The sequence below is a fragment of the Agrobacterium sp. NPDC058088 genome, assembly GCF_042885035.1.
Lineage (GTDB): Bacteria > Pseudomonadota > Alphaproteobacteria > Rhizobiales > Rhizobiaceae > Agrobacterium.
Map to the genome: position 1 here is coordinate 171,904 of NZ_JBHVSU010000007.1, position 25,477 is coordinate 197,380.

At 59.0% G+C, this 25,477-nt stretch carries 22 protein-coding genes; 9 read left to right on the top strand and 13 right to left on the bottom strand.

The features are described from left to right. Positions 1–121: 121 nt before the first annotated feature. The 3 genes from ACFVTJ_RS18685 to ACFVTJ_RS18695 all read right to left on the bottom strand — a co-directional run bounded on the left by ACFVTJ_RS18685 (position 122) and on the right by ACFVTJ_RS18695 (position 5,151). Complete coding sequence (locus ACFVTJ_RS18685) at positions 122–1,924, bottom strand: NAD(P)/FAD-dependent oxidoreductase (protein ID WP_386909926.1); 1,803 nt, start codon at positions 1,922–1,924, stop codon at positions 122–124. A 113-nt stretch (positions 1,925–2,037) separates the two neighbouring features. Further along, the gene (locus ACFVTJ_RS18690; RefSeq protein ID WP_386909928.1) at positions 2,038–3,111 is read right to left on the bottom strand and encodes a 2,3-butanediol dehydrogenase; all 1,074 of its coding nucleotides are present in this window, start codon (positions 3,109–3,111) and stop codon (positions 2,038–2,040) included. A gap of 156 nt (positions 3,112–3,267) precedes the next feature. After that, the gene (locus ACFVTJ_RS18695) at positions 3,268–5,151 is read right to left on the bottom strand and encodes a sigma-54-dependent Fis family transcriptional regulator (RefSeq protein WP_386909930.1); all 1,884 of its coding nucleotides are present in this window, start codon (positions 5,149–5,151) and stop codon (positions 3,268–3,270) included. A gap of 251 nt (positions 5,152–5,402) precedes the next feature. Here ACFVTJ_RS18695 and ACFVTJ_RS18700 point away from each other — a divergent pair, with 251 nt between their 5' ends. Further along, positions 5,403–6,830, top strand: a complete 1,428-nt coding sequence (locus ACFVTJ_RS18700; protein ID WP_386909932.1) for a putative bifunctional diguanylate cyclase/phosphodiesterase — start codon at positions 5,403–5,405, stop codon at positions 6,828–6,830. A 47-nt stretch (positions 6,831–6,877) separates the two neighbouring features. Here ACFVTJ_RS18700 and ACFVTJ_RS18705 read toward each other — a convergent pair whose 3' ends face one another. Beyond that, positions 6,878–7,957 (bottom strand): substrate-binding domain-containing protein, encoded by a 1,080-nt coding sequence (locus ACFVTJ_RS18705; RefSeq protein ID WP_386909934.1) that lies wholly within the window; start codon positions 7,955–7,957, stop codon positions 6,878–6,880. A 239-nt stretch (positions 7,958–8,196) separates the two neighbouring features. On the opposite strand from ACFVTJ_RS18705, the gene ACFVTJ_RS18710 reads away from it, so the two are divergent. The 8 genes from ACFVTJ_RS18710 (at position 8,197) to ACFVTJ_RS18745 (ending at position 16,439) form a co-directional block, all read left to right on the top strand. After that, positions 8,197–9,174, top strand: a complete 978-nt coding sequence (locus ACFVTJ_RS18710; protein ID WP_386909935.1) for a substrate-binding domain-containing protein — start codon at positions 8,197–8,199, stop codon at positions 9,172–9,174. A gap of 115 nt (positions 9,175–9,289) precedes the next feature. After that, positions 9,290–10,780 carry a sugar ABC transporter ATP-binding protein gene (locus tag ACFVTJ_RS18715; protein ID WP_386909937.1) on the top strand — a complete coding sequence of 497 codons (1,491 nt, stop codon included), beginning with the start codon at positions 9,290–9,292 and terminating at the stop codon, positions 10,778–10,780. Beyond that, complete coding sequence (locus ACFVTJ_RS18720; RefSeq protein ID WP_386909939.1) at positions 10,773–11,789, top strand: ABC transporter permease; 1,017 nt, start codon at positions 10,773–10,775, stop codon at positions 11,787–11,789. Before ACFVTJ_RS18715 ends, ACFVTJ_RS18720 begins: the two co-directional genes overlap by 8 nt. After that, positions 11,786–12,781 carry an ABC transporter permease gene (locus tag ACFVTJ_RS18725; protein WP_386909940.1) on the top strand — a complete coding sequence of 332 codons (996 nt, stop codon included), beginning with the start codon at positions 11,786–11,788 and terminating at the stop codon, positions 12,779–12,781. Before ACFVTJ_RS18720 ends, ACFVTJ_RS18725 begins: the two co-directional genes overlap by 4 nt. A 1-nt stretch (position 12,782) precedes the next feature. Then, positions 12,783–13,634 carry a sugar phosphate isomerase/epimerase family protein gene (locus ACFVTJ_RS18730; protein ID WP_386909942.1) on the top strand — a complete coding sequence of 284 codons (852 nt, stop codon included), beginning with the start codon at positions 12,783–12,785 and terminating at the stop codon, positions 13,632–13,634. 31 nt (positions 13,635–13,665) lie between these two features. Next, positions 13,666–14,331: a nucleoside triphosphate hydrolase gene (locus ACFVTJ_RS18735; protein ID WP_386909944.1), complete on the top strand. Its 666-nt coding sequence runs from the start codon at positions 13,666–13,668 to the stop codon at positions 14,329–14,331. A 65-nt stretch (positions 14,332–14,396) separates the two neighbouring features. After that, a complete protein-coding gene (locus ACFVTJ_RS18740; RefSeq protein WP_386909946.1) occupies positions 14,397–15,266 on the top strand; it encodes a sugar phosphate isomerase/epimerase family protein in 870 nt (289 codons plus the stop codon). A gap of 177 nt (positions 15,267–15,443) precedes the next feature. Continuing rightward, complete coding sequence (locus tag ACFVTJ_RS18745) at positions 15,444–16,439, top strand: hypothetical protein (RefSeq protein ID WP_386909948.1); 996 nt, start codon at positions 15,444–15,446, stop codon at positions 16,437–16,439. A 28-nt stretch (positions 16,440–16,467) separates the two neighbouring features. Here ACFVTJ_RS18745 and ehuA read toward each other — a convergent pair whose 3' ends face one another. The 9 genes from ehuA to ACFVTJ_RS18790 all read right to left on the bottom strand — a co-directional run bounded on the left by ehuA (position 16,468) and on the right by ACFVTJ_RS18790 (position 25,327). Then, positions 16,468–17,247, bottom strand: coding sequence for an ectoine/hydroxyectoine ABC transporter ATP-binding protein EhuA (gene ehuA / locus ACFVTJ_RS18750; protein WP_386909949.1), 780 nt, complete (start codon positions 17,245–17,247; stop codon positions 16,468–16,470). Then, the gene (gene ehuD / locus ACFVTJ_RS18755; RefSeq protein ID WP_386909951.1) at positions 17,244–17,936 is read right to left on the bottom strand and encodes an ectoine/hydroxyectoine ABC transporter permease subunit EhuD; all 693 of its coding nucleotides are present in this window, start codon (positions 17,934–17,936) and stop codon (positions 17,244–17,246) included. Before ehuD ends, ehuA begins: the two co-directional genes overlap by 4 nt. 12 nt (positions 17,937–17,948) lie before the next feature. Next, positions 17,949–18,614, bottom strand: coding sequence for an ectoine/hydroxyectoine ABC transporter permease subunit EhuC (ehuC, locus tag ACFVTJ_RS18760; RefSeq protein ID WP_386909953.1), 666 nt, complete (start codon positions 18,612–18,614; stop codon positions 17,949–17,951). 60 nt (positions 18,615–18,674) lie between these two features. After that, positions 18,675–19,526, bottom strand: coding sequence for an ectoine/hydroxyectoine ABC transporter substrate-binding protein EhuB (ehuB, locus tag ACFVTJ_RS18765; protein ID WP_386909955.1), 852 nt, complete (start codon positions 19,524–19,526; stop codon positions 18,675–18,677). A gap of 61 nt (positions 19,527–19,587) precedes the next feature. After that, positions 19,588–20,601 carry a N(2)-acetyl-L-2,4-diaminobutanoate deacetylase DoeB gene (gene doeB, locus ACFVTJ_RS18770; protein ID WP_386909957.1) on the bottom strand — a complete coding sequence of 338 codons (1,014 nt, stop codon included), beginning with the start codon at positions 20,599–20,601 and terminating at the stop codon, positions 19,588–19,590. 4 nt (positions 20,602–20,605) lie between these two features. After that, positions 20,606–21,784 carry an ectoine hydrolase DoeA gene (gene doeA, locus ACFVTJ_RS18775; protein WP_386909959.1) on the bottom strand — a complete coding sequence of 393 codons (1,179 nt, stop codon included), beginning with the start codon at positions 21,782–21,784 and terminating at the stop codon, positions 20,606–20,608. Continuing rightward, positions 21,781–22,794: an ectoine utilization protein EutC gene (gene eutC / locus ACFVTJ_RS18780; protein ID WP_386909961.1), complete on the bottom strand. Its 1,014-nt coding sequence runs from the start codon at positions 22,792–22,794 to the stop codon at positions 21,781–21,783. The genes doeA and eutC overlap by 4 nt, the downstream gene beginning before the upstream one ends. Next, positions 22,791–23,810 (bottom strand): hydroxyectoine utilization dehydratase EutB, encoded by a 1,020-nt coding sequence (eutB, locus tag ACFVTJ_RS18785; RefSeq protein ID WP_386909963.1) that lies wholly within the window; start codon positions 23,808–23,810, stop codon positions 22,791–22,793. Before eutB ends, eutC begins: the two co-directional genes overlap by 4 nt. Positions 23,811–23,878: 68 nt before the next feature. Then, positions 23,879–25,327 carry a PLP-dependent aminotransferase family protein gene (locus tag ACFVTJ_RS18790; RefSeq protein ID WP_386909965.1) on the bottom strand — a complete coding sequence of 483 codons (1,449 nt, stop codon included), beginning with the start codon at positions 25,325–25,327 and terminating at the stop codon, positions 23,879–23,881. Positions 25,328–25,477: the final 150 nt, after the last annotated feature.

Sequence of the window (25,477 nt, forward strand, 5' to 3'; positions counted from 1 at the left end):
AAGGCATCGTTTCAGACACGGACACCGGGGATCAGGATTTCGGCTCTGATCTCCGGTGTTCTGCGTTTCAGTTCGTGTCAGCCCAGAATGCGGCCGGTTTGGCCGGCGGCGCGGACCACGCTCAGGACAGATGATGCGGCTTTTGCAGCCCGTAGACGGGTGTTTCGAGGCCCGCCTGTCTGGCCTTGAGCTGGAGCGACAGATATTGCGAATAATGGCGCGACTGATGCAGGTTGCCACCGTGGAACCACAGGGCTTGCTGCCGGGTCGGCTTCCACATGTTTCGTTGTTCTCCTTCCCATGGGCCGGGATCCTTGGTCGTGTCGGAGCCGAGGCCCCAGCATTTGCCGACCTTGTCCGCTACTTCGCGCGAAATGAGATCCGCTGCCCAGCCATTCATCGAGCCATAACCGGTGGCATAGACAACGAGATCGGCGGGCAGCTCCGTGCCGTCCTTCAGTACCACGTTGCTTTCGGTGAGATGTGAGACGTCCACGCCGGATTTCAGCTTGATCGAGCCGTCGATCACGAGATCGCAGGCGCCGACATCGATGTAATAACCCGAGCCGCGGCGAAGATATTTCATGAAAAGACCGGATGCGTCATCGCCGAAATCGAGCATGAAGCCGGCCTTTTCCAACGCCGCGTAGAAATCGGCATCCCGTTCGCGAATGCGGTTGTAAATCGGAACCTGGAATTCATGCATGATCCTGTAGGGCAGGGACGCGAAGATGAGGTCGGCCTTACGCGTGGTCATGCCGTTCGCAACCGCGCGCTCGGAATAGAGATCGCCAAGGCCGATCTCCATTAGCGAGTCCGACTTGACGATATGGGTGGAAGAGCGCTGCAGCATGGTGACATCAGCGCCCGCTTCCCAAAGCGCTGCGCAGATATCGTGCGCCGAGTTGTTGGAGCCGATCACCACGACCTTTTTGCCCGCGTAGGCGTCCGGACCCGGATGCTGCGAGGAATGTTGCTGTTCGCCCTTGAAGACGTCCTGACCGGGGAATTTCGGCACATTGGCCTTGCCGGACATGCCGGTCGCCAGCACCAACTGTTTCGGCCGCAGCACGACCTCCTTTCCGGCGCGATCAACAATCACCGTCCATTCGCCCGTCGCTTCGTCATATCGCGCCGATTTGCAGGTGGTCGAGCCCCAGTAATTCAGCTCCATGACTTTTGTGTACATTTCCAGCCAGTCGCCCACCTTGTCTTTCGGTGTGAAGACTGGCCAGTTTTCCGGGAAGGGGATATAGGGCAGGTGGTCGTACCAGACCGGATCGTGCAGGCAGAGCGATTTGTAGCGCTTGCGCCAGCTGTCGCCAGGCCGCTCGTTCTTTTCGATGATGATCGTCGGCACGCCGAGTTGGCGAAGGCGCGCGCCAAGCGCGATGCCGCCCTGTCCGCCGCCGATGATGACGACATAGGGCTGCTCGGAGTAGCCGAGTTCGGCGGCCTCAGTCTCGCGCTTTTCCTTCCAGGTCCGGCGGTTGCGGTCGTGGCCGTGCTCGGCGCCCATGGGCCGGCGGATGCCCTTTGGCTCCTCGTGACCCTTCAGTTCGCTCATGGTGGTGAGCAGGGTCCAGATCAGCCCGTCCTTCAGGCGGATATGGCCGTAACCGCGGGCGACCCCGGTCTCGAACTCGAACCAGCCTTCGGTGATGCCACCACCGTCCGAAGCCTGCTCCTTCACATCCTGCACGAAGCCTGTGGGTTTGATCGCCGCAAGCTGGGTGGTCAGCATGTCGCGGATTTGTTCGCGGCCCTCCAGCGTCTTCAGGTTCCAGGTGAAGGTCACGAGATCGCGCCAGTAGCAATCGGCCTGGAACAGGTTGACGGCGGCGTCTATGTCGCCGGCTTCAAGCGCCTTTCCGAGCTTTGAAAGAACGGTGTCGATTTTGGTGGCGGGACTGACATCAAGCATATTCATCTCCTCCATGGTGCTTGGTCTGATGGTGGAGCGGCGGTGTCGCCGCTCCGGCAGGCAATCGGCTGCGCACACCGGGCTCCTCTTCCCGGCATGCGCAGGCGGAGGGCCTATTTCGAAAGATCGATCAGGATCTTCAGATGCGTGCCTGCCGGATCCAGCAGGGCATCGAAGCCTTCGGTTACGGCCGTATCCAGCGTGATGCGTTTGGTAACGATCTTCGTCGCCGGCAGCAGGCCGGAGGCAATGAGCCGGATGACGCGCGGCCAGTAATGGGTCGGATAGGCCCACGAGCCCTTGATTTCCAGATCGCGGAACGTCACCTGGAACCAGTCGATCGGGTTTTCACGCGGGTGCAGCCCCGTCTGGACGACGACACCCTGCTTGCGCACGGCGTCAACGCAGGCCTTGAGCGCATGTTCATTGCCCACGCATTCAATCGCCACGTCGCAGCCGACCTGTCCCTCGGTTGCCGAGCGAACGACATCACCGACACTGTCGCGCTTTGGATTGATGGTGATGACATCGGGGATGACGCTCCGCGCGAGCTCAAGGCGGGCATCATTCAGATCAGAGACGAAAAGTTGGGCAGCGCCGGCTGCGCGGGCCGCGAGAAGCGTCAACATGCCGATCGGACCGGCGCCGGTTACCAGAACACTGTTGCCGGCGGTAACGCCACCGCGATCACAGGCATAAACGGCAACGGCCGATGGTTCCACCAGTGCTGCCTCTTCGTCGGTCATTTCGTCCGGAATTCTCTGGACGTTATATTCGTTTACCAATGCGGCCTCCGCCATGCCGCCGCCATCCCAGCTGAGGCCAACAAGTGCCAGCTGCGTGCTGAGATGAAAAAGGCCACGGTCGGCAAAATAATCGCCGGATCGCGGCATGACGAGCGGTTGAATGGAGACGCGGTCACCGACGCTGACAGAGGTCACACCTTCGCCGATCGCCTCAACGACGCCACCGAACTCATGGCCCAGGATCTGCGGGCCATGGGCACCGGTAAATGGATGCGGTTCGGTAGGAATGAAGATCGGGCCGTAGCTATATTCATGCAGGTCGGTGCCGCAGATACCGACGAAACGGTTGCGGACGAGGACCTGTCCCGGTCCCGGCCGTTTCGGTTCGGGAATGTCTTCGATCCGCAAATCCTTGGCTGCGTGAAATCTGAGCGCGCGCATGTTTTCTCCTCGGTGGCACTTGATGCTAGAGAAGGTGCAATGCCCATGCCAGCAGCATCCTCTCCACGGAAGGCCTGAAATCGCTGAGTTTTACGCAAAGGCCTGTTTCGCAACTGCCACAGCTGTGGCGCTACAGCTGTGGCTTACGCCTCACCTTCAGTGAGGTTTTCCGATGCCAAGGCGCCGCATGCGGCGGTGGAGGGTCGTGCGATCGACACCGAGCCGCCGGGCTGCCTCTGAAATATTGCCGTTGCAGGCGGCCAGCAATGCGCGGAGATCAGTGCCGCGGCTATCGACCATGGCGGCGGAGGATACTGTGGTAAGATGCTCCGGAAGGTCTTCCGCCGTAATCAGCCCGTCGTCGCAGAGGGCTGCCGCAAAGGCGATCGCATTGTCCAGCTCGCGGATATTGCCTGGCCAGTTGTGGTGCAGGATCGCCAAGCGGGCGGCGTTGGAGAGCGTCAGCGGCCGACCGGGCAGGCCGTGTTTTTCGAGTATCCTGTCGAGAAGCCAAGGAAAATCGTCGCGCTCGTTAAGTGCCGGCAGAGTCAGGACCGCCGCGTTCAGCCGGTAATAGAGATCTTCGCGGAATGTACCGGCGCGCACCATGTCGCTTAAGGGACGGTGAGATGCAGAGATCACTCTGAAATCCACCTTCTGCGGCGTGGAACCACCAACGGGCAGGATTTCCCCCTCCGCCAGAACGCGCAAAAGCCGGCTCTGCGCCGCAAACGGCATATCGCCGATTTCGTCGAGGAAAAGCGTTCCGCCCTGCGCCTCTTCCACCAGCCCCTTGCGCCCTTTCGCCAGAGCGCCGGTAAAGGCTCCCGGCAGATAGCCGAACAGTTCACTTTCGATCAGCTGTTCGGGAATGGCAGCGCAATTGACGGCGACGAAGCGGCCGGAAGCACCGCTGACATCGTGGATGATGCGGGCGAGGTGTTCCTTGCCGGTGCCGGTCTGGCCCTGCAGCAGGATCGGCAGTCTTGCGGGCGCAAGTTTCTCCACCTTCCGCCTGAGGTTTCGAACTGCGGGGCCGTCACCGCCGATCCTCTCGATCGCAGGCTGCGGCCTTGAGCGGGCAAACCGAACGGTGGACCTGCGCTGTTGCGGTTCGATCGCGTGTGCATAAAGCACGCTCCCGTCTCTGACGACGATGCGCCTGTCCTGCGGGAGGCTGGAGCGGGTGAGGGAGGCAAGCTCATCGAAATCGGCTTCGAAAAATTCCTCCAGTCGTTGTCCGAGAAGACGCTCGGGCGCGCGCCAGTCAAGCCCCCGCGATGCGGCGAGAAGGCGGGCGGCGGCGTGCGTCATGCCCGTGATCCGGCCGGAGCCGTCGACCGACAGGGCGGCTTCAGGATCGACATCAAGAAATTCCGGCGCACCTGCAAAGCGCAGAACGAGGTCATGCCGGCTGTTGGCCATCAGATTGGCAAGCTCGATTCTCCGCACGGTGGAAGAAACCAGATGGCGAGCCATGTTCTGGCTGGTCTTCAGGATCGGCGAACTGAGCAACGAGATGTCCAGCACGGCGGTAAGTGCGCCCTGCGTATCGTAGATCGGGGCTGCGGTGCAGGAGAGCGGCGTATGTGTAACATCGAAATGGTCGGTCTGGTGGATGGTGAGCGATTCACCGGTTGCGATGCAGGCACCAACGGCGCAGGTTCCGGCGCGTGGTTCCGACCATTCAGAGCCGAGGTAAAGCCCAGCCTTGCGCAGATTGTTGTTGAAGGAGGGATCACCCAGGAACTCGACCGTCACGCCCTGCCGATCCGAAAGGAGGAGGACGTAATTCTGCTCCGCCACCTGTCTGTAAAGCCGTTCCAGGCCGGAGCGGGCAATGTGCACGAGATCTTCCGCCTGCTGGCGATGCTCCCGAAGACGTGTTTCGGAGACAATGACCGCTTCACGCGCCTTGGTCGGATCAAGCTGATAGGTGTCGAGGCAGCGTCGCCAGGATTCCAGCACCACCGCATCCCGGCCGGTATTTCTGCCCTGACCGACGGTCTCGATTTCCTTGATGTGATCCGAAAAACCCATAAACCACCGGCTCTGGACAGCCGCCTCCCGTGATTTTTCAGCGATCATAACCAGTTTTATGAAACCTGGCTAATCTTCCGGCGATTTTTTGGCAGATGGCCAAGGCCATGGGATACGACTTCAAGAGTGGTTGAGGTCTACCGGCTTTGCGCGTGAGATGAACGATTCCTTTCCGGAGACCAAAGGGCTCTGCAACGACAAAGAGTATTGATGAGAACTTATCGCATTCGATTCGGCTTTGTTTAACCGCATTGCCTGAAAAGTCGAAGGTTCGTGTCTGTCAGCCTAGCTTCCTTCCGGCGTTTCCCGCATGGAGCGAGTTCGCCGCTCTTCACCAAAGCAAGGCCAGCATGCCGTTTCAAAAAAACAAAGACCGAGAGGAATATTCGCAGCACCTTCTTCTCCTGTGCCGCATCGCAGCATGGCTCGGCCTCGCGCTAGCGACGGGCTGGTTCGTGTTCTTCGCTCTGACGGAACGGTGGAATATCGCGATCAGCCTTCTTGTGCTTGGCGTGGCGGTCATTCCGTGCTGGTTGATTTGCCTGAAGGGCCATTTTTCGTGCGGTCTTATCCTCGCGCAGATCGCCTGCACCGTGTTTGTCTGCTGGTATTCGCTTTTTATCGACGTGCAGGACGCTGTGGTGCCGAGAACGACGCACCTCTATCTGCTTGTCATCGTCTTCGTCGGCTACATGAATTTTCAACGCCAGCAATCGTTACTACAATTTTTGGTCATTTCAGCCGGCCTTATGGCTTTCGTTTTTCTCTGTGCGTCCGCTACAAGCTTGCCGTTCAGTAGTCCGCTATCGCAGGATGTGCGAAGCGTCAGCGCATGGTTCAACGGCATCTTTGCAACGGGCATGCTGTGCGGAGGCGTTGCGGCCATGCAAGCGCAGTTTCGCAGCCAGACGAAAAATGCGTTGGAGCTGCGGTCTGCGCTTTCCAACGGGCAGTTTGAGCTTTTTTATCAGGCGCAGGTGCGTTCCGATGGTTCCCTGGTCGGGGCGGAAGCCCTTTTGCGGTGGAACCATCCGAAAAGGGGTTATATATCGCCAGCGGAGTTCATTCCGCTTGCGCAACGCACCGGTTTTATGCCGACGATCGGTGCATGGGTGATCGTGGAGGCTTGCAGGACGCTGGCAAGGTGGCAGGAAAATGCCTCAACCCGTCATCTCACCTTATCGGTCAACGTTACCGCTGACCATTTCCTGGATGGTGAATTTTCCGCTCAGCTTCTCGAAGCCGTCTCCTCCCACGACGTTGAATCGCGGCTGCTTAAGCTGGAACTGACTGAAAGTGTTTTTCTTTCAGATATCGAAGCTGCCATTGCCAAGATGAAGCTCCTGCACCGTGCTGGATTTACGATCTCGCTGGATGATTTCGGAACCGGTTATTCGTCTTTAAGCTATCTCCGTCAATTGCCATTGAAACAGCTCAAGATTGATCGCAGCTTCGTAAAGGGCGTGAGCGAAAGCGGGCGTCTTTCGGCAATCACCAAGAACATCGTGCGGATGGGACACGACCTCTCTCTGGAGGTCCTCGCCGAAGGCGTGGAGACAGAGGCGGAGTTGCGCATGATGCTGTCCTATGGCTGCGAGCTTTTTCAAGGCTATTTTTTTGCGCGACCGACCCCTCTTGAGGAGTTCGAGCAATATGCAGCCGAGCCTGGTTCAGCCTGAGACATATCGATCCGTGACAATAAGCCTCTGACCTGAGAGACGGCATTTCACTTCGCGATGTGCCGCAATGCAACCGGATCCCATATGTCGTCCAGCGGCCCCTTGAGTGCGGTTCGTGGGGGAATGAGCTGTGGTTCGATGATGGAAACTTCGGGCTCAGTACGGTTCTCCTCCAGCAGGTCGAAGCCTTTTTCGAGCATCTGCGCGATGTCGGGCTTGATCATATAGACCGGGAAGGGAAGGAATGACGCGAAAGGATCGTAGTCGAAGCAGCCGACGACGATGTCGCCGAAGACCTCGCCGTCATGGCGCCCCATGAAACGCAGCAGCCCCTCGAAATTGATCGAGGAATTGACGAAGAAACAGCGCGGAAGGTGGCCCCTGCGGGCGAAGAAACGTTCGAAAGCCAGTTCCGTCATGTGCGGCGAATAACCGGTGATCTCGATGTCGTCAGCGCTCTCAACGCCGAAATAATCTGCTTTCGCGGCATGAAAGCCGTCGATACGCTCGCGGCTGGCATGATCGTCATGGCCGCCGAACAGGATGACATCCTCAGGGCCGAGAGGGCCGCCTTTTGCCGCGTGAGCAAGGATTGCCCCTGTCAGCATTTCCGCGCCATGCCGGTTGTCGGAAATGACGGAGGATGCAAATTTGCCTGGCAGGTCGATGTTTACATGCGGAAGGGCCGCGCGCGCGCAGACCTGGTGAACGCCATCGGGGTCGGTCACGCCGGCGATGAAGAGAGCGTCAATGGAATAGGCGATCAGGGTTTCGACGGTGCGTCGCTCTTCCTCGGGGTCGCGCCGCCCGGAGACGACCATGGGCGACAGGCCGCGTTTGCGGGCCTGCCCCTCGAAGGTTTGCGCCATCGATGAAAAGAACCGGTTGTCATAGACCGGCACCAAAAGCCCGACGAGGCCGGATTTCGAACTTCTAAGGCCTCGCGCCTGCAGGTTGGTGGTGTAGCGCTGGGCCTTGGCGAGGGAGAGTATCTTTTCTGCGGTTTCTTCTGAAATCCGCCGCTTGCGCCACGATCCGTTCAACACAGCACTGACCGTTGACGCGGAAGCGCCCGACAATATCGACAAGTCATAAATGGTGGCTTTTTTCGAACTTATGCCCGGCACTGTTATCTCCCCAACTGATTCCGATTATTAGAGCACGCATCCTCTTGACGGAAGGGCGCTTCATGATATGGTTATTGCACCATCGATTGTGCAAATTAGCAATATCGATTGTGCATGGTGGTTGCTATGGGAGTGGCAAGGGAGAGTCTCGAATAATCGAGATGAGAGATTTTGAACGCGTCCGGGAAAAACGGGCTGCGGGCGGATTTCATTTGCCGAATTTTTGAGGAGGAATTTCAATGAAGAAAATTCTTGCTGCGGCGGTCGGCCTGTCGCTTGCACTGCTTTCATCCACGGCCTTCGCCGAAGGGCCGAAGGTTGGCGTCGTCGTCAAGATCGGCGGCATTCCGTGGTTCAACGCCATGGAGGCCGGCATCAAGGAGCAGAGCAAGAAGCTCGGCGTTGATGGTTTCATGGTTGGCCCCACCAGTGCCGATCCGGCCCTGCAGGTTCGCGCCATCGAAGACCTGATCGCCCAGAAGGTCGATTTTATCGGCGTGGTGCCGAATGATGCCAAGGTGCTGGAGCCCGTGCTGAAAAAGGCCCAGGCCGCCGGCATCAAGGTCATCACCCATGAATCCCCGAAGCAGCTCGGTGCCGACTGGGATTTCGAACTCGCCTCCGCCAAGGGCTTTGGTGAAGCGCATGGCAAACTGCTGGCGGAAAAGATGGGCGGCAAGGGCTCCTATGCCGTCTTCGTCGGTTCTCTCACCGTTCCGCTTCACAATGCCTGGGCCGATGCCGCCATCGCCTATATCAAGGCGAACTACCCTGACATGAAGCTGGTTGGTGATCGCTACGGCGTCGCTGAAGACCTCGACAAGAGCCGTTCAACGGCACTTGACCTGATGTCCGCCAATGCCGACCTCAAGGGCTTTCTGGCCTTCGGCTCGCAGGGGCCGATCGGTGCGGGACGCGCGGTTGAAGAGCGCCGCAAGGATGGCAAGGTCTTCGTCATCGGCCCGTTCTCGCCGGGACAGGGTGCCAAGCTCATCAAGTCGGGCGCTTTGACGGGCGGCTTCATGTGGAACCCCAAGCAGGCCGGTGAAGTCTTCATCACGCTCGCGGACCGTATTGCCAAGGGTGAGACACCCAAGGCCGGAGACAATATTGAAGGTCTCGGCGCGATCAATCCTGAGGGTAACACCATCGTTGTCGACCAGCTTTTGAAGATCGACAAGGAAAGCATCGACAAGCTCGTTTCCATGGGCCTCTGATCCTCCCCGAGGCCGAAGGCGTCGCGCGGGAACTGCCCGCGCGACGTCTATCCGAAAATGTATGCCGAGCGCCACGTCTGCGATGCTTTCGCGGCGAAAGGAGAGATACGCTATCATGAGCGCAGAACCGCTCCTGTCCCTTAAAAACGTCAAAGTCACCTTCGGTGGCGTGCGCGCCCTGAAGGGTGTTTCCTTCGAGGTCAATCCGGGTGAAGTGCATTGCCTTGCCGGCGAAAACGGCTGTGGCAAGAGCACGCTGATCAAAGTCATTACGGGTGTCTATACGCCCGAAAGCGACGCCGAACTCTATTTCGATGGCAAGCCGATCACCGCGATGACCCCCACACTTGCGCAATCGCTGGGCATTCAGGTGATCTGGCAGGATCTGGCGCTGTTTGATGAAATGACGGTAGCCGAAAACATCGGTTTCCAATACGCGGTAAATGGAAAATATGGGCTTGTCGATAAACGAGCCATCGAAACTGCCGCTGAAAAGGCGCTGGCGCGGCTCGGCGTCTCAATCGATCTCGACAGGCCGCTCAAGGAATTGCCGATTGCCCAGCGTCAGATCGTGGCGATTGCCCGCGCTCTGGTTGGTGAGGCACGGCTTGTTTTCATGGATGAACCGACCGCGTCGCTCACGCAGTCCGAGACTGATTATCTGATCGATATCGTCCGCAACCTGTCGGCCTCGGGTGTCGCGGTTGTCTTCGTCTCGCATCGCCTTGCGGAAGTGCTCGAGATTTCGGATCGCATAACCGTGCTGCGGGATGGGTCGCTTGTCGGCGTTTTCCCCGTCGAAGGCATGACCCAGTCACGGGTGACCGAGCTGATGACCGGCCGCAATTTCGATAGCGCCGTGATCGCCGCCGATCACGATGACAAGCCTGTGGTTCTGTCCGTGCGCGGGTTGGCCCGCGTCGGCGAGTTCGAGGATGTTTCGTTCGATCTGCGGCGGGGCGAAACGCTTGGCATAACCGGCCTCTTGGGAGCCGGCCGCACGGAACTGGCTTTGACGCTGTTCGGCATGCATCGGCCGCAATCGGGGGAAATCGTGATCGATGGAAAGAAAATGGATTTTCATTCCAACCGGGATGCGATCCGGGCAGGCGTCGCCTATCTTTCCGAAGACCGGCTTTCGCTTGGTCTAAACCAGCCACAGTCGATTGCCGACAATCTCGTCATGGCCTCGCTCGACCGGCTGTTGAGCGGTGGCCTCATCTCGCCCTCTAAAAAGGCGGATGTCGTTTCCCGCTGGATTTCAGCACTCGGCGTCAAGATCGGCCAGCCGGAAGACCCGATCCGTACCCTTTCAGGCGGAAACCAGCAGCGTGTGGCAATTGCCAAGTGGCTCGCGATCGGTCCGAAGATTCTCATCCTCGATGCGCCGACCGTGGGCGTCGATGTCGGCGCCCGCGCCGGCATTTTCGAGATCGTCCGCAAGCTTGCCGCAGAAGGGCTGTCGATCATCGTCATCTCCGACGAGCCGCCGGAAGTCTATTTCAACACAGACAGGGTCATCCACATGGTCGAAGGTCGGTTCCAGGCGACCTATGATCCGCGACGCCTGTCCCTGAGCGAACTGGAGTCCGCCATCTATGCGTAGGCTCATTCTCGGACATACGACCGAATTCACGCTGCTTGTGGTCATGGTCCTGCTCTGCACGGGGCTTTCTTTCGCCACTGATCGGTTCCTCACCATTTCGAACGCTTTCGATGTGCTGAATGTCTCGGCGGTCAACATCATCTTTGCGGTCGGCCTGCTCGTTGTGCTGATCTCCGGCGGCATCGACATTTCCTTCGCGGTCGCCGCTTCCGTCGTTCAATATGTCACGGTTCTAGCGCTCATGGCGCTCGGCGGTGGCAATTGGGCGGAGGGTTTCATTATTGCCGGTGCCGTTGGCCTTGGTCTCGGCTTCGTCAACGCCTTCCTCGTCTGGCGGCTCAACATCATTTCCATCGTTGCGACCATCTCCACCTTCAACATCTTCTTCGGGCTGTTGATGTTCTTCACCAAGGGCGTGTCGATTTACGATCTGCCGGAATGGCTCTCGACGCGCGTGGTCTTTTACGAGCGTGAAATGCCGGATGGTTCCTGGGTGGAACTGACGCTGCCCGTCGTGGTGATGATCCTCTGCTGCATCGCCACCTGGTTCATGATCTCGCGCACCACGGTCGGTCGCAAGCTTTATGCGTTTGGTGACAATCCTGAGGGGGCTCGCCGCTTCGGCATCAATATCGGCGCCATGCATTACATTTCCTTCGGCTGGCTCGGCCTGATGGCCGGCATTGCGGGTCTCATGCAGGCGCATTATGCGCAGGAAGTGGTGCCCAACGCGCTTTATGGCCGCGAGCTGGATGTACTTGCAGCAACGGTCCTCGGCGGCGCGCGGCTTGGCGGCGGCAAAGGCTCTGTCATCGGCTGCGTCCTCGGCGTGCTTATGGTGTCGATCACCCAGAACGGTCTCAACCTGATGGGCGTGTCACCCTTTGCCTTCAAGATGATCGTCGGTGCCATCATTCTCATCGCCATCACGCTCTCTTCCACCCGGTTCGACAAGCTTTTGCCGAGTGCGCTTCGCACATCCACGAAAAAGGGGAGCGCCCAGCGATGAGCAGCCTCGTCAGGAAATTCAATGCGATCTTCGGGGCCGACATGGCGGGCCCGGTGATTGCCTTCATCGCCGTCATGCTCATTTTCGGTATCTTTGCGGACAACTACCTGTCGCTTGCGACTTTCGGATCGGTTGCCTTTCAGTTGCCTGAGCTTGGTTTGCTCACGCTGGCAATGCTGCTGCCGCTGCTGACGGGTGGGATCAATCTTTCCGTCACCTTTGCTGCCAATCTGTCGGGGCTTGCGGCAGCCTGGGTGCTGCAGGCCCATGGCGGGGTGGATGCGCCGCCGAGTGCATTCCTGTTTGCCTGCATTGCCGCACTTATCACCGGCGGGGCTGCCGGAGCGATGACGGGAGCGGCGATCGCCTACACCCGGGCACATCCCATTCTCGTGACGCTGTCGATGATGATCTTTTTGCGCGGCCTAGGCGAATTTCTGACGCGCGGTGGCGATGTCTCCGGTTTTCCGGCCTATATGGCGCCGCTCGGTCACGGCACGATTGGCGGCCTGCCGATCCCGCTTCTGATTTTCATCGTCTGCGTCGGCCTCTGGCATGTGCTGTTGACGCGCACCAAACTCGGCTTCGGCCTGTTGATGATCGGCTCGAACATCGAAGCCGCGCGTTATTCCGGCCTCAATACGCGCAGGATACAGGTGCTCGTCTACACGCTCTCGGGTCTTATGTGTGCGGTCGCCGGCATCATCATGCTCGCCCGTTTCAACTCCGTGCGTGTCGGTCACGGGGAGTCCTATCTGCTGATCACGGTGCTCGCGGCCTTTCTCGGCGGTATCAATCCCTTTGGCGGTTTCGGTCGTGTGCTTCCCGTTTTTGTCGCGCTCATCGTCCTGCAGCTCCTGTCGTCCGGCCTTAATCTTCTCGGCGCCAACCAGCATCTCGCCACGGCCCTCTGGGGGGTGCTGATGATCGTCGTCATGGCGGCGCGCGGCCTGTTTTCGAGTTACTTCGCATCTCTCAGAAAGAAGGTATGACGTGAAAGGCTTCGGTGTTCACGCAATGATGTGGTCTCTGAAATGGGGCCACGAAAACGCCGCCCGCGCCATAGCCGGTGCCGCTGCTTATGGACAGGATTTCATCGAAATTCCGCTTGTCGATATCGCCTCAGTTGATGCGGAACATACGCGCATCCTGCTGGAACGGCATGATCGCAGCGCGGTCTGTTCGCTCGTGCTTCCGGAGCCGGCCTGGGCGTCGGTTCGTCCCGAAGCCGCCGTCGAACATCTCAAGGCGGCACTCGACAAGGCCGCCGCGATGGGGGCGAAGGCGCTGACAGGCGTCACCTATGGCGGCACCAATGAGCGGACCGGTTTTCCGCCGACGCAGGGCGAATATGACAATCTGACGAGGGCGCTTTCCGCGGCTGCGCGCCACGCGAAAACACTCGGCCTGCAATTCGGCATCGAGACCGTCAACCGCTATGAAAGCCATCTGCTCAATTCCGCCGAACAGGCGGTAGCGCTGGTGGAGCGTATGGGTGCCGACAACGTTTTTATCCATCTCGATACCTTCCATATGAACATGGAGGAAAAGGGCATCGCCAACGGCATCATCACTGCCCGCAATCACTTGAAATACATGCATATGTCGGAAAGCGACCGCGGTACGCCGGGTTTCGGCAACGTCGCCTGGGACGAGGTGTTTTCGGCTCTCGCAGCCATAAGGTTCAATGGCGTCCTTGCACTTGAGGGCTTTGCCGCGATGCCGGAAGAGATGGCGGGCGCGATTTCGACGTGGCGGCCCGTCGCGGCCAGCGCCGAAGAGTCCCTCGCAAAGGGACTGGCCTTTCTACGCGACAAGGCAAATCAGTACCGGATTTTCCAGTAGCCGATAATCACTCTTCGAGGCGAGGAACACCTTGAGTAAAATTGATGATATTTCCGGTGAAATTGCAGGCCTAACGCTGGAGCGTTTTGCCGGCTCGAATGGTCGGCGCGTCATGATCGCGATTGCCGGTGCCCCCGGCTCGGGAAAATCAACCATCGCCGAGTGTGTGGTCGATGCGTTGAACGCGGGCGAAGGCGTGTCCGCCGCGCTGTTTCCGATGGACGGTTTTCACTATGACGATGCGGTGCTTGAGGAGATGAACCGCCGGCCCTTCAAAGGCGCCATCGATACCTTCGACGCTCACGGACTGCGCCATATGCTGAAGCGTCTGAAAGACAATGAGGATGATGTCGTTGCGGTTCCGGTCTTTGATCGCGCGATCGAGATCGCCCGCGCCGGCGGCCGTCTTATCCCGCAATCCGTCGATATCATCGTCTGCGAAGGCAATTATCTCCTCGCCAGCCAGTCACCATGGGATCGTCTCAAACCGATCTTCGATCTCACTGTCTTCGTCGATGTCGACGAGGACGATCTGCGTGCGCGTCTGCGAGACCGCTGGCTGAGCTTCGGCCTCGGCGAAGATGAGATCATGAGGAAGGTGGAGGAGAACGATCTCCCCAATGGCCGCTTCATTATCTCCACAAGCGCGGAGCCCGATCTCCGCGTCAGAAATCCGGGAAAAAGCGCCGGGTTCTGAGCCCGCCGGAACGATTGCGCCTCCCTGTCCAAAGTCAAGCGAAACAGAAAAGCGAAAGAGACACCATGAAACACGGCATCTATTATTCCTACTGGGAACATGAGTGGAGCGCCAAGTTTGGCCCCTATATCGAAAAGGTCGCCAAGCTTGGTTTCGATATCATCGAAGTCGCTGCGCATCATATCAACGAATATAGTGACGCCGAACTTGCGACCATCAGGCAGAGCGCTAGGGATAACGGCATCATTCTCACCGCCGGCATCGGTCCGTCGAAAACGAAGAACCTTTCGTCAGAGGATGCTTCGGTGCGTGCTGCCGGCAAGGCATTCTTCGAACGCACCCTTTCCAATGTTGCCAAGCTTGACATTCACACCATTGGCGGCGCGTTGCATTCCTATTGGCCGATCGATTATTCGCAGCCCGTCGACAAGGCAGGTGATTATGCGCGCGGCGTCGAGGGCATCAACGGCATAGCCGATTTCGCCAATGATCTCGGTATCAACCTGTGCATCGAAGTCCTCAACCGCTTTGAAAACCACGTCCTCAACACGGCGGCCGAAGGCGTCGCTTTCGTGAAGGATGTCGGCAAGAACAATGTGAAAGTCATGCTGGATACGTTCCACATGAACATCGAGGAAGACAGTTTCGGCGAGGCCATCCGCACCGCCGGCCCACTGCTCGGGCATTTCCATACCGGCGAGAGCAATCGCCGCGTGCCGGGCAAGGGCAGAATGCCGTGGCACGAAATCGGCCTTGCGCTGCGTGAAATCAATTACACCGGCGCGGTCATCATGGAGCCGTTCGTGAAGACCGGTGGCACCATCGGCTCGGATATCAAGGTCTGGCGTGACCTCAGTGAAGGCGCCGACATCGCGAAAATGGACGAGGATGCCCGCAATTCGCTGGCATTCTCCCGCTTCGTCCTTGGTGGCTGATTTGCGAAAATATTTTGGCCGGGCGGTCGCATCCGCCATCGCCCGGTCCAGGCAGTCATCGCTATGGGCGGATTGCCGTCCCAGCCGTCATGGGCGAGTTGAACAGACGATCGCTTGGGGCTAAAGCTCCAGCGTCTCTTCAGGATCAGGACGATCCGCCCAAGGCCGCTGGTTTTTATGATCCCTGTTGCACTCCCATCTGTAGAAGCTTTGCTTCTCCTCGCCTTCCTTCTCGCCACGACCTTCGTCTGGGTCGTCTGGACCTTAAGTCTTCTCGTTCGATATGCTGCAGGACGCTGGAAGCGCCCGTTGATCCTGCCCTATGGGCTGGTAACCACTGTCGCTCTCTTCACCTTGTGGCAGATCGGCGATTTTTATCTCCAGATGAATGCCTATGAAAACGAGAGGGCGGCAAGCTATCGGCCGGAGCTATCGGCGCCGGCACGCCTTGGCCAGATCGATATGCCCAAGGGCACGAAATTGGAACTGGCGGTCGCCAACACACCGGAATCCTTCAATCGCGCCCTTTTTCCGCATCCCGTGTCCGTTGCGGATATCGATGCCGTGGAGATTACCCGTTATATTTCGATCAAAACCAACGAGAACTACGAGACGATCGGCTTTACGCCCGACAATATGCGGATAATCGGCAACGGCGTGACCAGCCAGAGTGGCTGGCGCTGTGACGCGACACAGCCTGTACAATTCGACCTGAAGTCCGATGGCGGCATATCCGCTTTCAGCACATGCGTTCTTGCCGATGGCAATGTCGTTGATGGTATCCGTTTGCCGAAAGGCACGTCGCTTCGTTCCTCCACCGGCAATGTCTATACCGATGGTTTTGTGGATTCGGACAGATGGGTTCTCGATACGCCGGAAGGCCGGGTCGTCCGTATCGACGATTTCGATCTTCAGGACGTGACACTTGCGCTTGATGGCGAGCGAAACCTTTACGAAATCCGGAGAGCGAGGCTTTCTGAAGAAAAAATGGTCGGGAAATATCCTTATCCGCCCGGCACGGAAATCCGCCTGAATTCCCGGCATATTCGTGACGATTATCCTGGTGCCTGGTGGATGAGGCAGCCCTCCGACGATACTCAGTCTCCGTCGGGTTCAAGACAGTCAATCGTGCTGAGCCGTCATGGCGAGGTTCTGGCGACCCTCAGTGACTAAACGCGGGTTATCTGCGAACGCTGCAAACTCACCGTAAAACAGATGACAGAAACTCGCGCGTCCGTTCTTCCTTAGGCTGGCCGAAAATCTCGTCCGGCTTTCCCTGTTCGCAGATACGGCCCTTGTCGAAGAAGCAGACGCGATCAGAGACTTCGCGGGCAAACCGCATTTCGTGAGTAACGAGGAGCATGGTCAGGTCGTGCTCATGCGCCAGGTCGCGGATGACGGAAAGCACCTCGCCAACCAGTTGCGGGTCCAGCGCCGAAGTGGGCTCGTCAAAAAGCAGAACACGCGGACGCATCGCAAGCGAGCGGGCAATGGCGACACGCTGCTGTTGGCCACCGGAAAGCTGCACCGGATAATGATCCTTTTTATCCGCCAGCCCGACCATCTTCAGCAATTCGATTGCGCGCGATTCCGCCTCTCCCCGGCTGATGCCCAGAACCCGTACCGGCGCTTCCACGATGTTGCGCAGCACGGTCATATGAGGGAAGAGATTGAAGCTCTGGAAAACCATGCCGACGTGGTTCCTGATCTGGCGTAGATGTTTTTCCGAGGCCTTGAAAGGTCCTTTGCCTCCCGGCTCGTGGTAGGACATGTCCGAAAGGGTCAGCTTTCCCTCCTGGAATGGCTCCAGCGTCATCAGAATGCGCAGAACCGTTGATTTGCCGGAGCCGGAAGGACCGATGAGGGTGACTTTTTCACCCTTCGCGACGTTGAAATTGAATTGGTCGAGCACCGTCAGGATGCCGAAGCGTTTCGTGACATCGGAAAATTCGATCAGTGGCTGATTGGTGTTGTTGGTCATCGCAAGGGTATTCCTGCTTTTGGAAGCGCCCTTTGCAGGCGGCTGAGGCCTGCCGAGCAGATTATGGTCAGAAGGAGGAAGATCAGGCCGACAAGCGTCAGCGGCACCAGATATTCGAAGGTGCGTTCGCCGATCATGTTGGCAAGCCCCATCATTTCAAGAACCGTGACGACTGAAAGCACCGGCGTCTCCTTGATCATGGCGACGAGATAATTGCCCATGGCCGGAACGATGCGCGGAATGGCCTGCGGGATGATGATGTCCCTGTAGGTCTGCATGTGCGTGAGATTAAGCGCCGTCGCTGCCTCCCATTGCCCGTGATGCACCGCCTCAATGCCGCCGCGATAGACCTCGGAAGTGTAAGCCGCATATTGCAGCCCAAGCGCCAGCGCGCCGGTCAGAAACGCGGGCAGGACGATGCCGAAATCCGGAAGCACGTAGTAAAGAAAGAACAGCTGCACCAGAAGCGGCGTATCCCGCAGGAATTCGACAACAAGCGCGGTCGGCCAGGCGATCATCTTCACCCGGCTGCGGCGCAGAAGGGCGAAAACGAGACCTAGCACCAGCGCAATGGCAAAACCGGCGGTGGCCGCCTTCAGTGTTACCGTAAGCCCAATCAGAATGATGGGCAGGATGGAGGTCGTGTAGGTGAGCCAGGTAGTGGTGTCCCATTCGTAACCATACATCATGAGAAGATATCCTTACGAATGACGCGTGCGTGGGAAGACATTGCCGCGCCGCACGAAGCGTTCGATCACCCGGATGAGGACCATCAGGATCAACGACATCGCGAAGTAACAAAGCAGCGTGACCGAATAGATGCTGGCGCTATCGAGCGTGAGGTTGCGGATCGACTGCGCCGCGAAGGTGAGGTCGGCAATCGAGATCAGCGAGACGAGCGACGAAAGCTTCAGCGTTTCGATGGCGAGATTACCGAAGGCTGGCATCATTTCCACGACCGCCTGCGGCAGCGAGATGCGAAACAGCGTCTGCATCCGCGTGAAGTTCAGCGCGCGTGCGGCTTCCAGCTGCTGCACCGAGACGGAGGACAGCGCGCCGCGAACGATTTCCGCGCCGTAACCGCCGGCGTGGGCGGCAAGCACCAGCACCCCCGTCGTTACCGGATCAAAGCTCAACCCGACCAGGGGCAGGGCATAATAGAACCAGAATAGCTGCACCAGCAGCGAAGTGCCGCGGAACACTTCCGTATAACAGAGCGCGATTGCCGACAGAATGGGTCCGCCCTCGACGCGCAGAATGCCGAAGAAGAAGGCGAGTACCGTGCCGACAACAAGGGCTGCCACCGTAATCGTCATCGTGACGACGGCGCCTTGCCACAACATCGGCAGATAGGCAGTCATGTCCATCTGGAGTTTTCCCGAATTCCTGAGGAACGGCGCCCGGTTATGCCCGGGCGCCGGCTGGCATTATTTGCCGGCGCAGAGATCGGCGACCTTCTTTTCGGCCGCTGCCGCGATGCTCTGTTCGGAGAGGCCGTATTTGGCGAGGATTTTCTTGTAGTCATCCGTCTTGCGGAATTCGACGAGGGCGGCGTTGAAGGCGTCGCGCAGCTCTTTGTCCTCCGGGCGGAAAGCGAAACCGCCATAGTTTCGCACCGGCGCACCCTTCACGACCGGATCGGTGAAAGGCTTCACCTGCTCGACGTTCGCCTGACCCTTGGCGAGTTCAGAAACCGTCAACTCCGTGGCCGCATAGGCGTCGGCGCGGCTCTGAACGGTTGGGATGGCATCGGCATTGGCTGGGATGAAGACGATCTGTTCTTCCTTGACGCCAACGGCGCGCAGGAAGTCGACATTGTTCGCACCCGACACGACGGCCACCTTCAACGAAGGGTCCTTGGCGATGTCGGCATAGGTGGTGAGCTTTTTCGGATTACCCTTCTTCACCAGCAGGCCTTCGCCATAGGACGAGTTCGGCTCGGTGAAGGCCACCTGTTTGCAGCGCTCGGGCGAGATATTCTGTTCGGCGGCGGCAAAATCAAAGCGACGGGCCTTGAGGCCGGGGATCAGCGTGCCAAATGGCGTCACCGTCCAGTTGACCTCTTCGATGCCCATCGATTTCAGAACCGCATTGGCCACATCCGGGCCGATGCCGGCGGAGGTTCCATCCGGCTGCATGTAGGAATAGGGCACCTCATTGGCCGTGGCGGCGCGAACGTAGCCCTGGCTTTTGACTTCCTCGACGGTCAGCGCGCTGGCTGATGTCACGCCGATGGTGAGGGCGAGGGCGGAAAGGCCGGCAAGTTTTGTCATACGCATGTTCTAACTCCTCTGGTTGGGTTGCGTGGTCCGTTTTCGGATCTCACGGTGTTTCTTCTGGCTAGGTGTTCTCCGTGACCGTGGCGATGACGGAAAGGCAGTCTCCGGCCTTGATGAGGCCAGGCACGTGGCGTGCAGCGAGCACGCCACTGATGGAGGCGCGGTAATCGACAGGCGCGAGGCCGGTTTTGCCTATAGGGTAAACCCGGGCAATTGTTTCACCTGCCGTGACCGCGTCTCCCAGATCGCGAACGAAGACAACGAGACCGTCGTCTTCAGCAAAAGTGAAGCAATCACTGGAGGGCATATCCAGCCAGCGGCTTGGTGCGGAAACGGGCGAACCGGCCAATATACTCGCATGGCGCAGCAGATTGACGATGCCTTTCCGGGCGATATCGACCGATTTGGCGCTCGCCGTGCCGGCCCCGCCGAGTTCGGTGGTGACAAAGACCTTGCCCATTTCCTCGACGGTCGTGTCCAGCATGCCGACGGCGTCGATTTCCAGCATCTTCATCGAATAAGGGGCGGCAAAAGCGGCCACGGCATCAAAACACCGGGCCTCCTGCGTCTTGTCGGGCAACTCGTGAGCCGCTGCATAGGGCAGGAAATCAAGCGTCCTCCCGCCGGAATGGAAATCGAGAACGATATCCGCAAGCGGTATCAAATGACGGGTGACGTAATCGGCGATCTTCTCCGTCACGGTGCCGTCAGGTCGGCCGGGAAAGCTGCGGTTGAGGTTTCCCCGGTCGATGGGCGAGGTGCGCGTCCCCGCACGAAAGGCCGGGTAGTTGAGCGCTGGAACAATGATGATGCGGCCTTTGACTTCGGCCGAATCGAGCGTCTGGGCGAGTTCGAAAAGCGCTGCTGGCCCCTCATATTCATCGCCGTGATTGGCGCCGGTCAAAAGGGCGGTCGGCCCCTCACCATTGGCGATAACGCAGATCGGGATCATCACCGAGCCCCAGGCACTGTCATCGCGGCTGTAGGGCAGCCGCAAATGACCGTGTTGCACGCCCTTGGCGTCGAAATCGACGGAGGGCATGATCGGGGAGGGGCGAAGCGCAGTCGTCAACATCACCTCAGCCTTTCACGAAGAGTTGCCGCGGCACGTTGGACAGGCATTCGACACCCGTTTCGGTGATGGCGATGCTTTCGGTGATCTCGAGCCCCATGTCTTCCAACCAGAGGCCGGTCATGAAATGGAACGTCATGCCTGGCTTCAGCTCCGTGCAGTCGCCGGGCCGGAGGCTCATGGTGCGCTCGCCCCAATCAGGCGGATAGGAAAGACCGATCGGATAGCCGGTGCGGTTGTCCTTGATGATCCCGTATTTTTTCAACACGGCAAAAAAGGCATTGGCGATGTCCTCGCAGGTATTGCCCGGCTTGGCTGCGGAAAGACCGGCTTCCATGCCCTCGAGCGTTGCTTTTTCCGCGTCAAGGAATGCTTGTGTCGGCTTGCCGAGAAAGACCGTGCGCGACAGCGGGCAATGATAACGCCTGTAAGCACCGGCGATTTCGAAGAAGGTGCCTTCGCCCGAGCGCATTGGCTTGTCGTCCCATGTCAGATGCGGCGCGGAGGCGTCGGCACCGGAAGGAAGGAGCGGCACGATCGCAGGATAGTCGCCGCCGAATTCGGCGGTGCCACGAATGCCGGCATCGTATATTTCGGCCACGAGATCGCATTTGCGCATGCCCGGCTCAACAACGTCGACAATACGCTTGTGCATCAGTTCGACGATCTTGCCGGCCTTGCGCATATAGTCGAGCTCGGTCGGGCTTTTCACCGCGCGTTGCCAGTTTACGAGACCGGCGGCGTCCTTGAAGCGCGCATTTGGCAGATGTTTGTGCAGCGATGCAAAGGCTGCTGCCGAGAAATAATAGTTGTCCATCTCGACACCGACCGTGAGGCCGGACCAGCCCCGTTCCTCGATGATCTGCGACAACAGATCCATCGGGTGCCGTTCGGTCGATTGAACATAGTGATCGGGGTAACCGATGATATTGTCATGTGCCAGGTAAGCCGTGCGCTTGGCGCCATTGGCATCCTGCTTGCGGCCATACCAGATCGGCTCGCCATCCGGCGGCACCAGCACGCATTGGTGGACGTAAAAGGACCAGCCGTCATAACCCGTCAGCCAATGCATGTTGGACGGGTCGGTGACGACAAGCAGGTCGATACCGGCACTTTCCATGGCTTTACGGGTTTTAGCCAGGCGCGCGGCATATTCCTCGCGCGTAAAGTTCAGCGTTACACTCACGCTGCGTCTCCCATTTTTACGCTGTTTTCGATGACTTGGCCGCTGCCCACGTCTTTAGCGCGGGCAAAGGCGAGATTGGCGATGGCTGTGTCCTGCACGCCGGTGCCGGTCAGATCGGCAAAGGTGATGTCGTTGGCCGACAGACGGCCCTGCGCCTTGCCTGCAATCACGTCCCCAAGCTCGGCGAAAGACTGATCTGCCGCAATGCGACCGGCGGCAATGGCGTGATGCAGCTCCCCGAGAATGCGGGTCTGCGACAGCCGGTCCGCGACATAGCGCGCTCCGGCAAATACGGCCGGATCGATCTCGTTCTTGTGTTCGGCATCCGATCCCATTGCGGTCAGATGCTGGCCTTGTTGCAGCCAGTCGGCTTGCAGGATTGGCTTTTCGGCCGGTGTCGTGGTGACGATGATGTCAGCGTTTCGCACCGCTGCCTGTGGATCAGCCACGGCGGAAACTTCGATGCCGTGCTCGCTCGCAAAATCGCTAGCGAGTTTCTCAGCCTTGTCATGGTTTCGTGCCCAGATCCGCGCAGATCTGATTGGGCGCACCAGCATCAGGGCCTCGAGCTGCAGGCGCGCCTGCATGCCCGCCCCGAAAATCGTCGCGACGGACGCGTCCTTTCGCGCCAGATGCCGCGCCGCGACTGCACCGGCCGCAGCGGTGCGCACGTCGGTTAGGTAACCGTTGTCGAGATGCAGGGCCTCTACCAGTCCCGTCTTTGCGCTGAAAAGGATCATGAGACCGTTGAGGCTTGGCAGACCAAGCTTCGGATTGTCGAAGAAGCCAGGACTGACCTTGATGGCAAAGCCGTCGAAGCCCGGTACATAGGCAGTTTTCACATCCACTTCGCCGTGAAATTCGGGAATATCGAGCCGCATGATCGGCGGCATGGCAACAGCTTGCGTTGCAAGGGCGGCAAAGCCCTGCTCGACACAGTCGACCGCGGAAAGGTCGAGCTTCACGACGGCGCGCAGGTCTTTCTCCGTGAGAATGGTAATACGGCTCATGCGACGCCTCCGTCGACGATACTCTTGTGGATTGCTCGGTCGATGTTTCCGCCCGATACGATGATGGCGGTCGGGCCGCTGATGTTGACCTTGCCGGAGAGAATTGCCGCAAAACCAACGGCGCCAGCGCCTTCAACTATCAGCCCCTCTTCGCGTGCCGCATGACGGATACCGTTCGCGATTTCATCTTCGGAAACCAGCACGATCTCATCGAGGAGTTGCTGGCAAAGGGAAAATGTCACGCGGTTTGCCAGTCCGATCCCGCCGCCGAGCGAATCTGCCAGCGTTTCTTCCTCACGGACCGAGACGGGCCGGCCGGCTTTGACCGACGCATGCATGGCCGCACCTCGCTCCATGGAAATGCCGATGACCCGCGCGCTTGGGTTTAGCGCTTTCACCGCGACGGCGATACCGCCCGCGAGACCGCCGCCCGAGAGAGGAATGAGAATTGTCTTGAGGTCTGGCATGTCTTCAATGACTTCGAGGGCAATCGTGCCCTGGCCAGCCACGACGTCGGCATGATCGAACGGCGGGATAGCGGTGAGCCCGCCGCTTTTGGTCAGCCGCTCCACTTCCTCCTGCGCGTCATCCTGCGACCTGCCCACGATCCGGATCTCTGCGCCCAGCGCCCGGATCGCTTCCACCTTGTTTGCCGGCACCAGCGACGACATGCAGATCGTGGCAGGAATACCCAGTTTCTCTGCCGCATAGGCCACCGCCCGGCCATGATTGCCGGTGGAGGCGGTGACGAGGCCCCGCTGGCGCTTCTCGTCGTCAAGAGAGAGAATGGCGTTCATAGCGCCGCGCAGCTTGAAGGCGCCGATAGGCTGAAGGGTTTCAAGCTTCAGATGAACGGGATATCCAACGCGTTTCGAAAGATTGTCCGAGCGAACCAACGGTGTTCGCTCAATCCTTCCCTCAAGCCGCACCGCAGCCTGCTCTATCGCTTCCAGTGAGACTGGCAGCGGGTTCTTGTACACCGATATGGACAGGTTTTCGCTCTTCATGATTGTCATGTTGTGAGCGAAGTAAAATCATGTCAATTATTATATTGTAATGATTCAATGATTTTCGATCGACAGCCTCAGCCGATCGAACCGATATCGTAGACGGGCGGCAGTTGTTCGAAGGTCTGCCGCACCGTGGTCAAAGCTTTGATGAGGGTTGCATGATTGAGGCGGCCGCCGAGGCAAATGCGGATGCCGCCGCCATGGCCGGGACCGGCGATGAAGGGTTCCGATGGCGTCACCGCGACATTCTGGGTCGTCAGCGCGCGCACCAGGCCGTCCTCCGTCCAGCGCGTCGGGACTTTCAGCCAGGCGCAGAAAGAAAGGGGATGGGTCGAAGCGATATGCTGACCTAAGATATCCACGGCAATTTTCTGCCGCGCCCTCGCTTCTGCGCGCTGCACATCCAGCAGCCGCAAGGCAGTGCCGTTTTCGACCCAGCGCGTGGCGATTTCGGCCGTGAGATAGGTTCCGCTCCAGCTCGATACACGCAGGATAGAGGCGGCGCGGATGGAGTAGGCCGGCGGCACGACGAGATAACCGACGCGCAGCCCGGTCAGGACCGTCTTGGTAAAGCTGGTGACGAAAAAGCCCAGATCAGGCAGCATTTCAGTGATGGATGGCAGATCATCTTCGATGATCGGCCGATAGACTTCGTCTTCAATGACGAAGATGCCATAACGTTCAGCGATCGCGGCGATCGCCTGCCGTCGCGCCGCGCCCGACACATGTCCAGTGGGATTGTTCAAGGTCGGAATAAGTACCAGCGCTCGCACGCCTCCGGCTGCGCAGGCAGCTTCAAGCGCATCCGGCAATATGCCCTCGTCATCCGTGGGCAGGCCCTTGAGGCTGAAGCCGAGGATGTTCGACAGGCCGATAATGCCATGGTCCGTCAGGTTTTCGCAGAGAACCACGTCGTTCGAGCGAATGATGCAGCTCAGAGCGAGGAAAATACCGTGAGCTGCGCCATTGGTGACGAGGATACGTTCCGCCCCTGCGCTAACACCCATCATTCCAAGCCAGGTGCGCGCGGTTTCCCGGTGGCTCTCGAGGCCTGCGACAGGGCGGCATGGGCGCATGAAGCCGGAATTGTCGCCGTCTGCCATCTCCCGCAGAATGGCGCGTGAAGCGTTTTCATGCTCGTCGAGATAGACGCCCCTGATAATGGAGAGATCAAGTATCTCGGTCGGACTGTGGTCGAGCATCATACGGCCCGCGCGGTCCGTGACCCGTGTCTTCACGAAGGTGCCTCGGCCGATCTCGCCACTGAGATAACCCAGCCGTTCAGCCTCCTTGTAGGACAGGCTGACGGTCTGGACAGACAGTCCGAGTTCGCGGGCCAGATCGCGGTGGGTCGGCATGCGGTCCATCGGCTTCAGAACGCCGGCGTCGATATCGGCGATGATGCGCTCTGTCAGTGCCGAATGTTTGGTTTCGCCTTTCTGCTTGGTGAGCGACGGGCGCCACGCCACCGGTTTGGTTGCGGAAACCGGATCGGAGTTCATCGGATTGGCTTGACGGCGCATGAAATTGTCTCGTTTTAGACGAAGATTATTTCATGACATTATGCACGGTTTGGTGAAAAGATGAAGCCTTATGCAGCGCAGACGGCAACTGCGCTGCAAAGAGGCGCAGTTGCCGTCGGAATGAGCAGCAGTTGCGGTTGTTCGACGCCG

Coding starts and splice junctions, on each gene's coding strand:
- ACFVTJ_RS18685 (WP_386909926.1), bottom strand. CDS start 1,924: ATGCTTGATGTCAGTCCCGCCACCAAAATCGACACCGTTCTTTCAAAG.
- ACFVTJ_RS18690 (WP_386909928.1), bottom strand. CDS start 3,111: ATGCGCGCGCTCAGATTTCACGCAGCCAAGGATTTGCGGATCGAAGAC.
- ACFVTJ_RS18695 (WP_386909930.1), bottom strand. CDS start 5,151: ATGGGTTTTTCGGATCACATCAAGGAAATCGAGACCGTCGGTCAGGGC.
- ACFVTJ_RS18710 (WP_386909935.1), top strand. CDS start 8,197: ATGAAGAAAATTCTTGCTGCGGCGGTCGGCCTGTCGCTTGCACTGCTT.
- ACFVTJ_RS18715 (WP_386909937.1), top strand. CDS start 9,290: ATGAGCGCAGAACCGCTCCTGTCCCTTAAAAACGTCAAAGTCACCTTC.
- ACFVTJ_RS18720 (WP_386909939.1), top strand. CDS start 10,773: ATGCGTAGGCTCATTCTCGGACATACGACCGAATTCACGCTGCTTGTG.
- ACFVTJ_RS18725 (WP_386909940.1), top strand. CDS start 11,786: ATGAGCAGCCTCGTCAGGAAATTCAATGCGATCTTCGGGGCCGACATG.
- ACFVTJ_RS18740 (WP_386909946.1), top strand. CDS start 14,397: ATGAAACACGGCATCTATTATTCCTACTGGGAACATGAGTGGAGCGCC.
- ACFVTJ_RS18745 (WP_386909948.1), top strand. CDS start 15,444: ATGATCCCTGTTGCACTCCCATCTGTAGAAGCTTTGCTTCTCCTCGCC.
- ehuA (WP_386909949.1), bottom strand. CDS start 17,247: ATGACCAACAACACCAATCAGCCACTGATCGAATTTTCCGATGTCACG.
- ehuD (WP_386909951.1), bottom strand. CDS start 17,936: ATGATGTATGGTTACGAATGGGACACCACTACCTGGCTCACCTACACG.
- ehuC (WP_386909953.1), bottom strand. CDS start 18,614: ATGGACATGACTGCCTATCTGCCGATGTTGTGGCAAGGCGCCGTCGTC.
- ehuB (WP_386909955.1), bottom strand. CDS start 19,526: ATGCGTATGACAAAACTTGCCGGCCTTTCCGCCCTCGCCCTCACCATC.
- doeB (WP_386909957.1), bottom strand. CDS start 20,601: ATGTTGACGACTGCGCTTCGCCCCTCCCCGATCATGCCCTCCGTCGAT.
- eutC (WP_386909961.1), bottom strand. CDS start 22,794: ATGAGCCGTATTACCATTCTCACGGAGAAAGACCTGCGCGCCGTCGTG.
- eutB (WP_386909963.1), bottom strand. CDS start 23,810: ATGACAATCATGAAGAGCGAAAACCTGTCCATATCGGTGTACAAGAAC.
- ACFVTJ_RS18790 (WP_386909965.1), bottom strand. CDS start 25,327: ATGCGCCGTCAAGCCAATCCGATGAACTCCGATCCGGTTTCCGCAACC.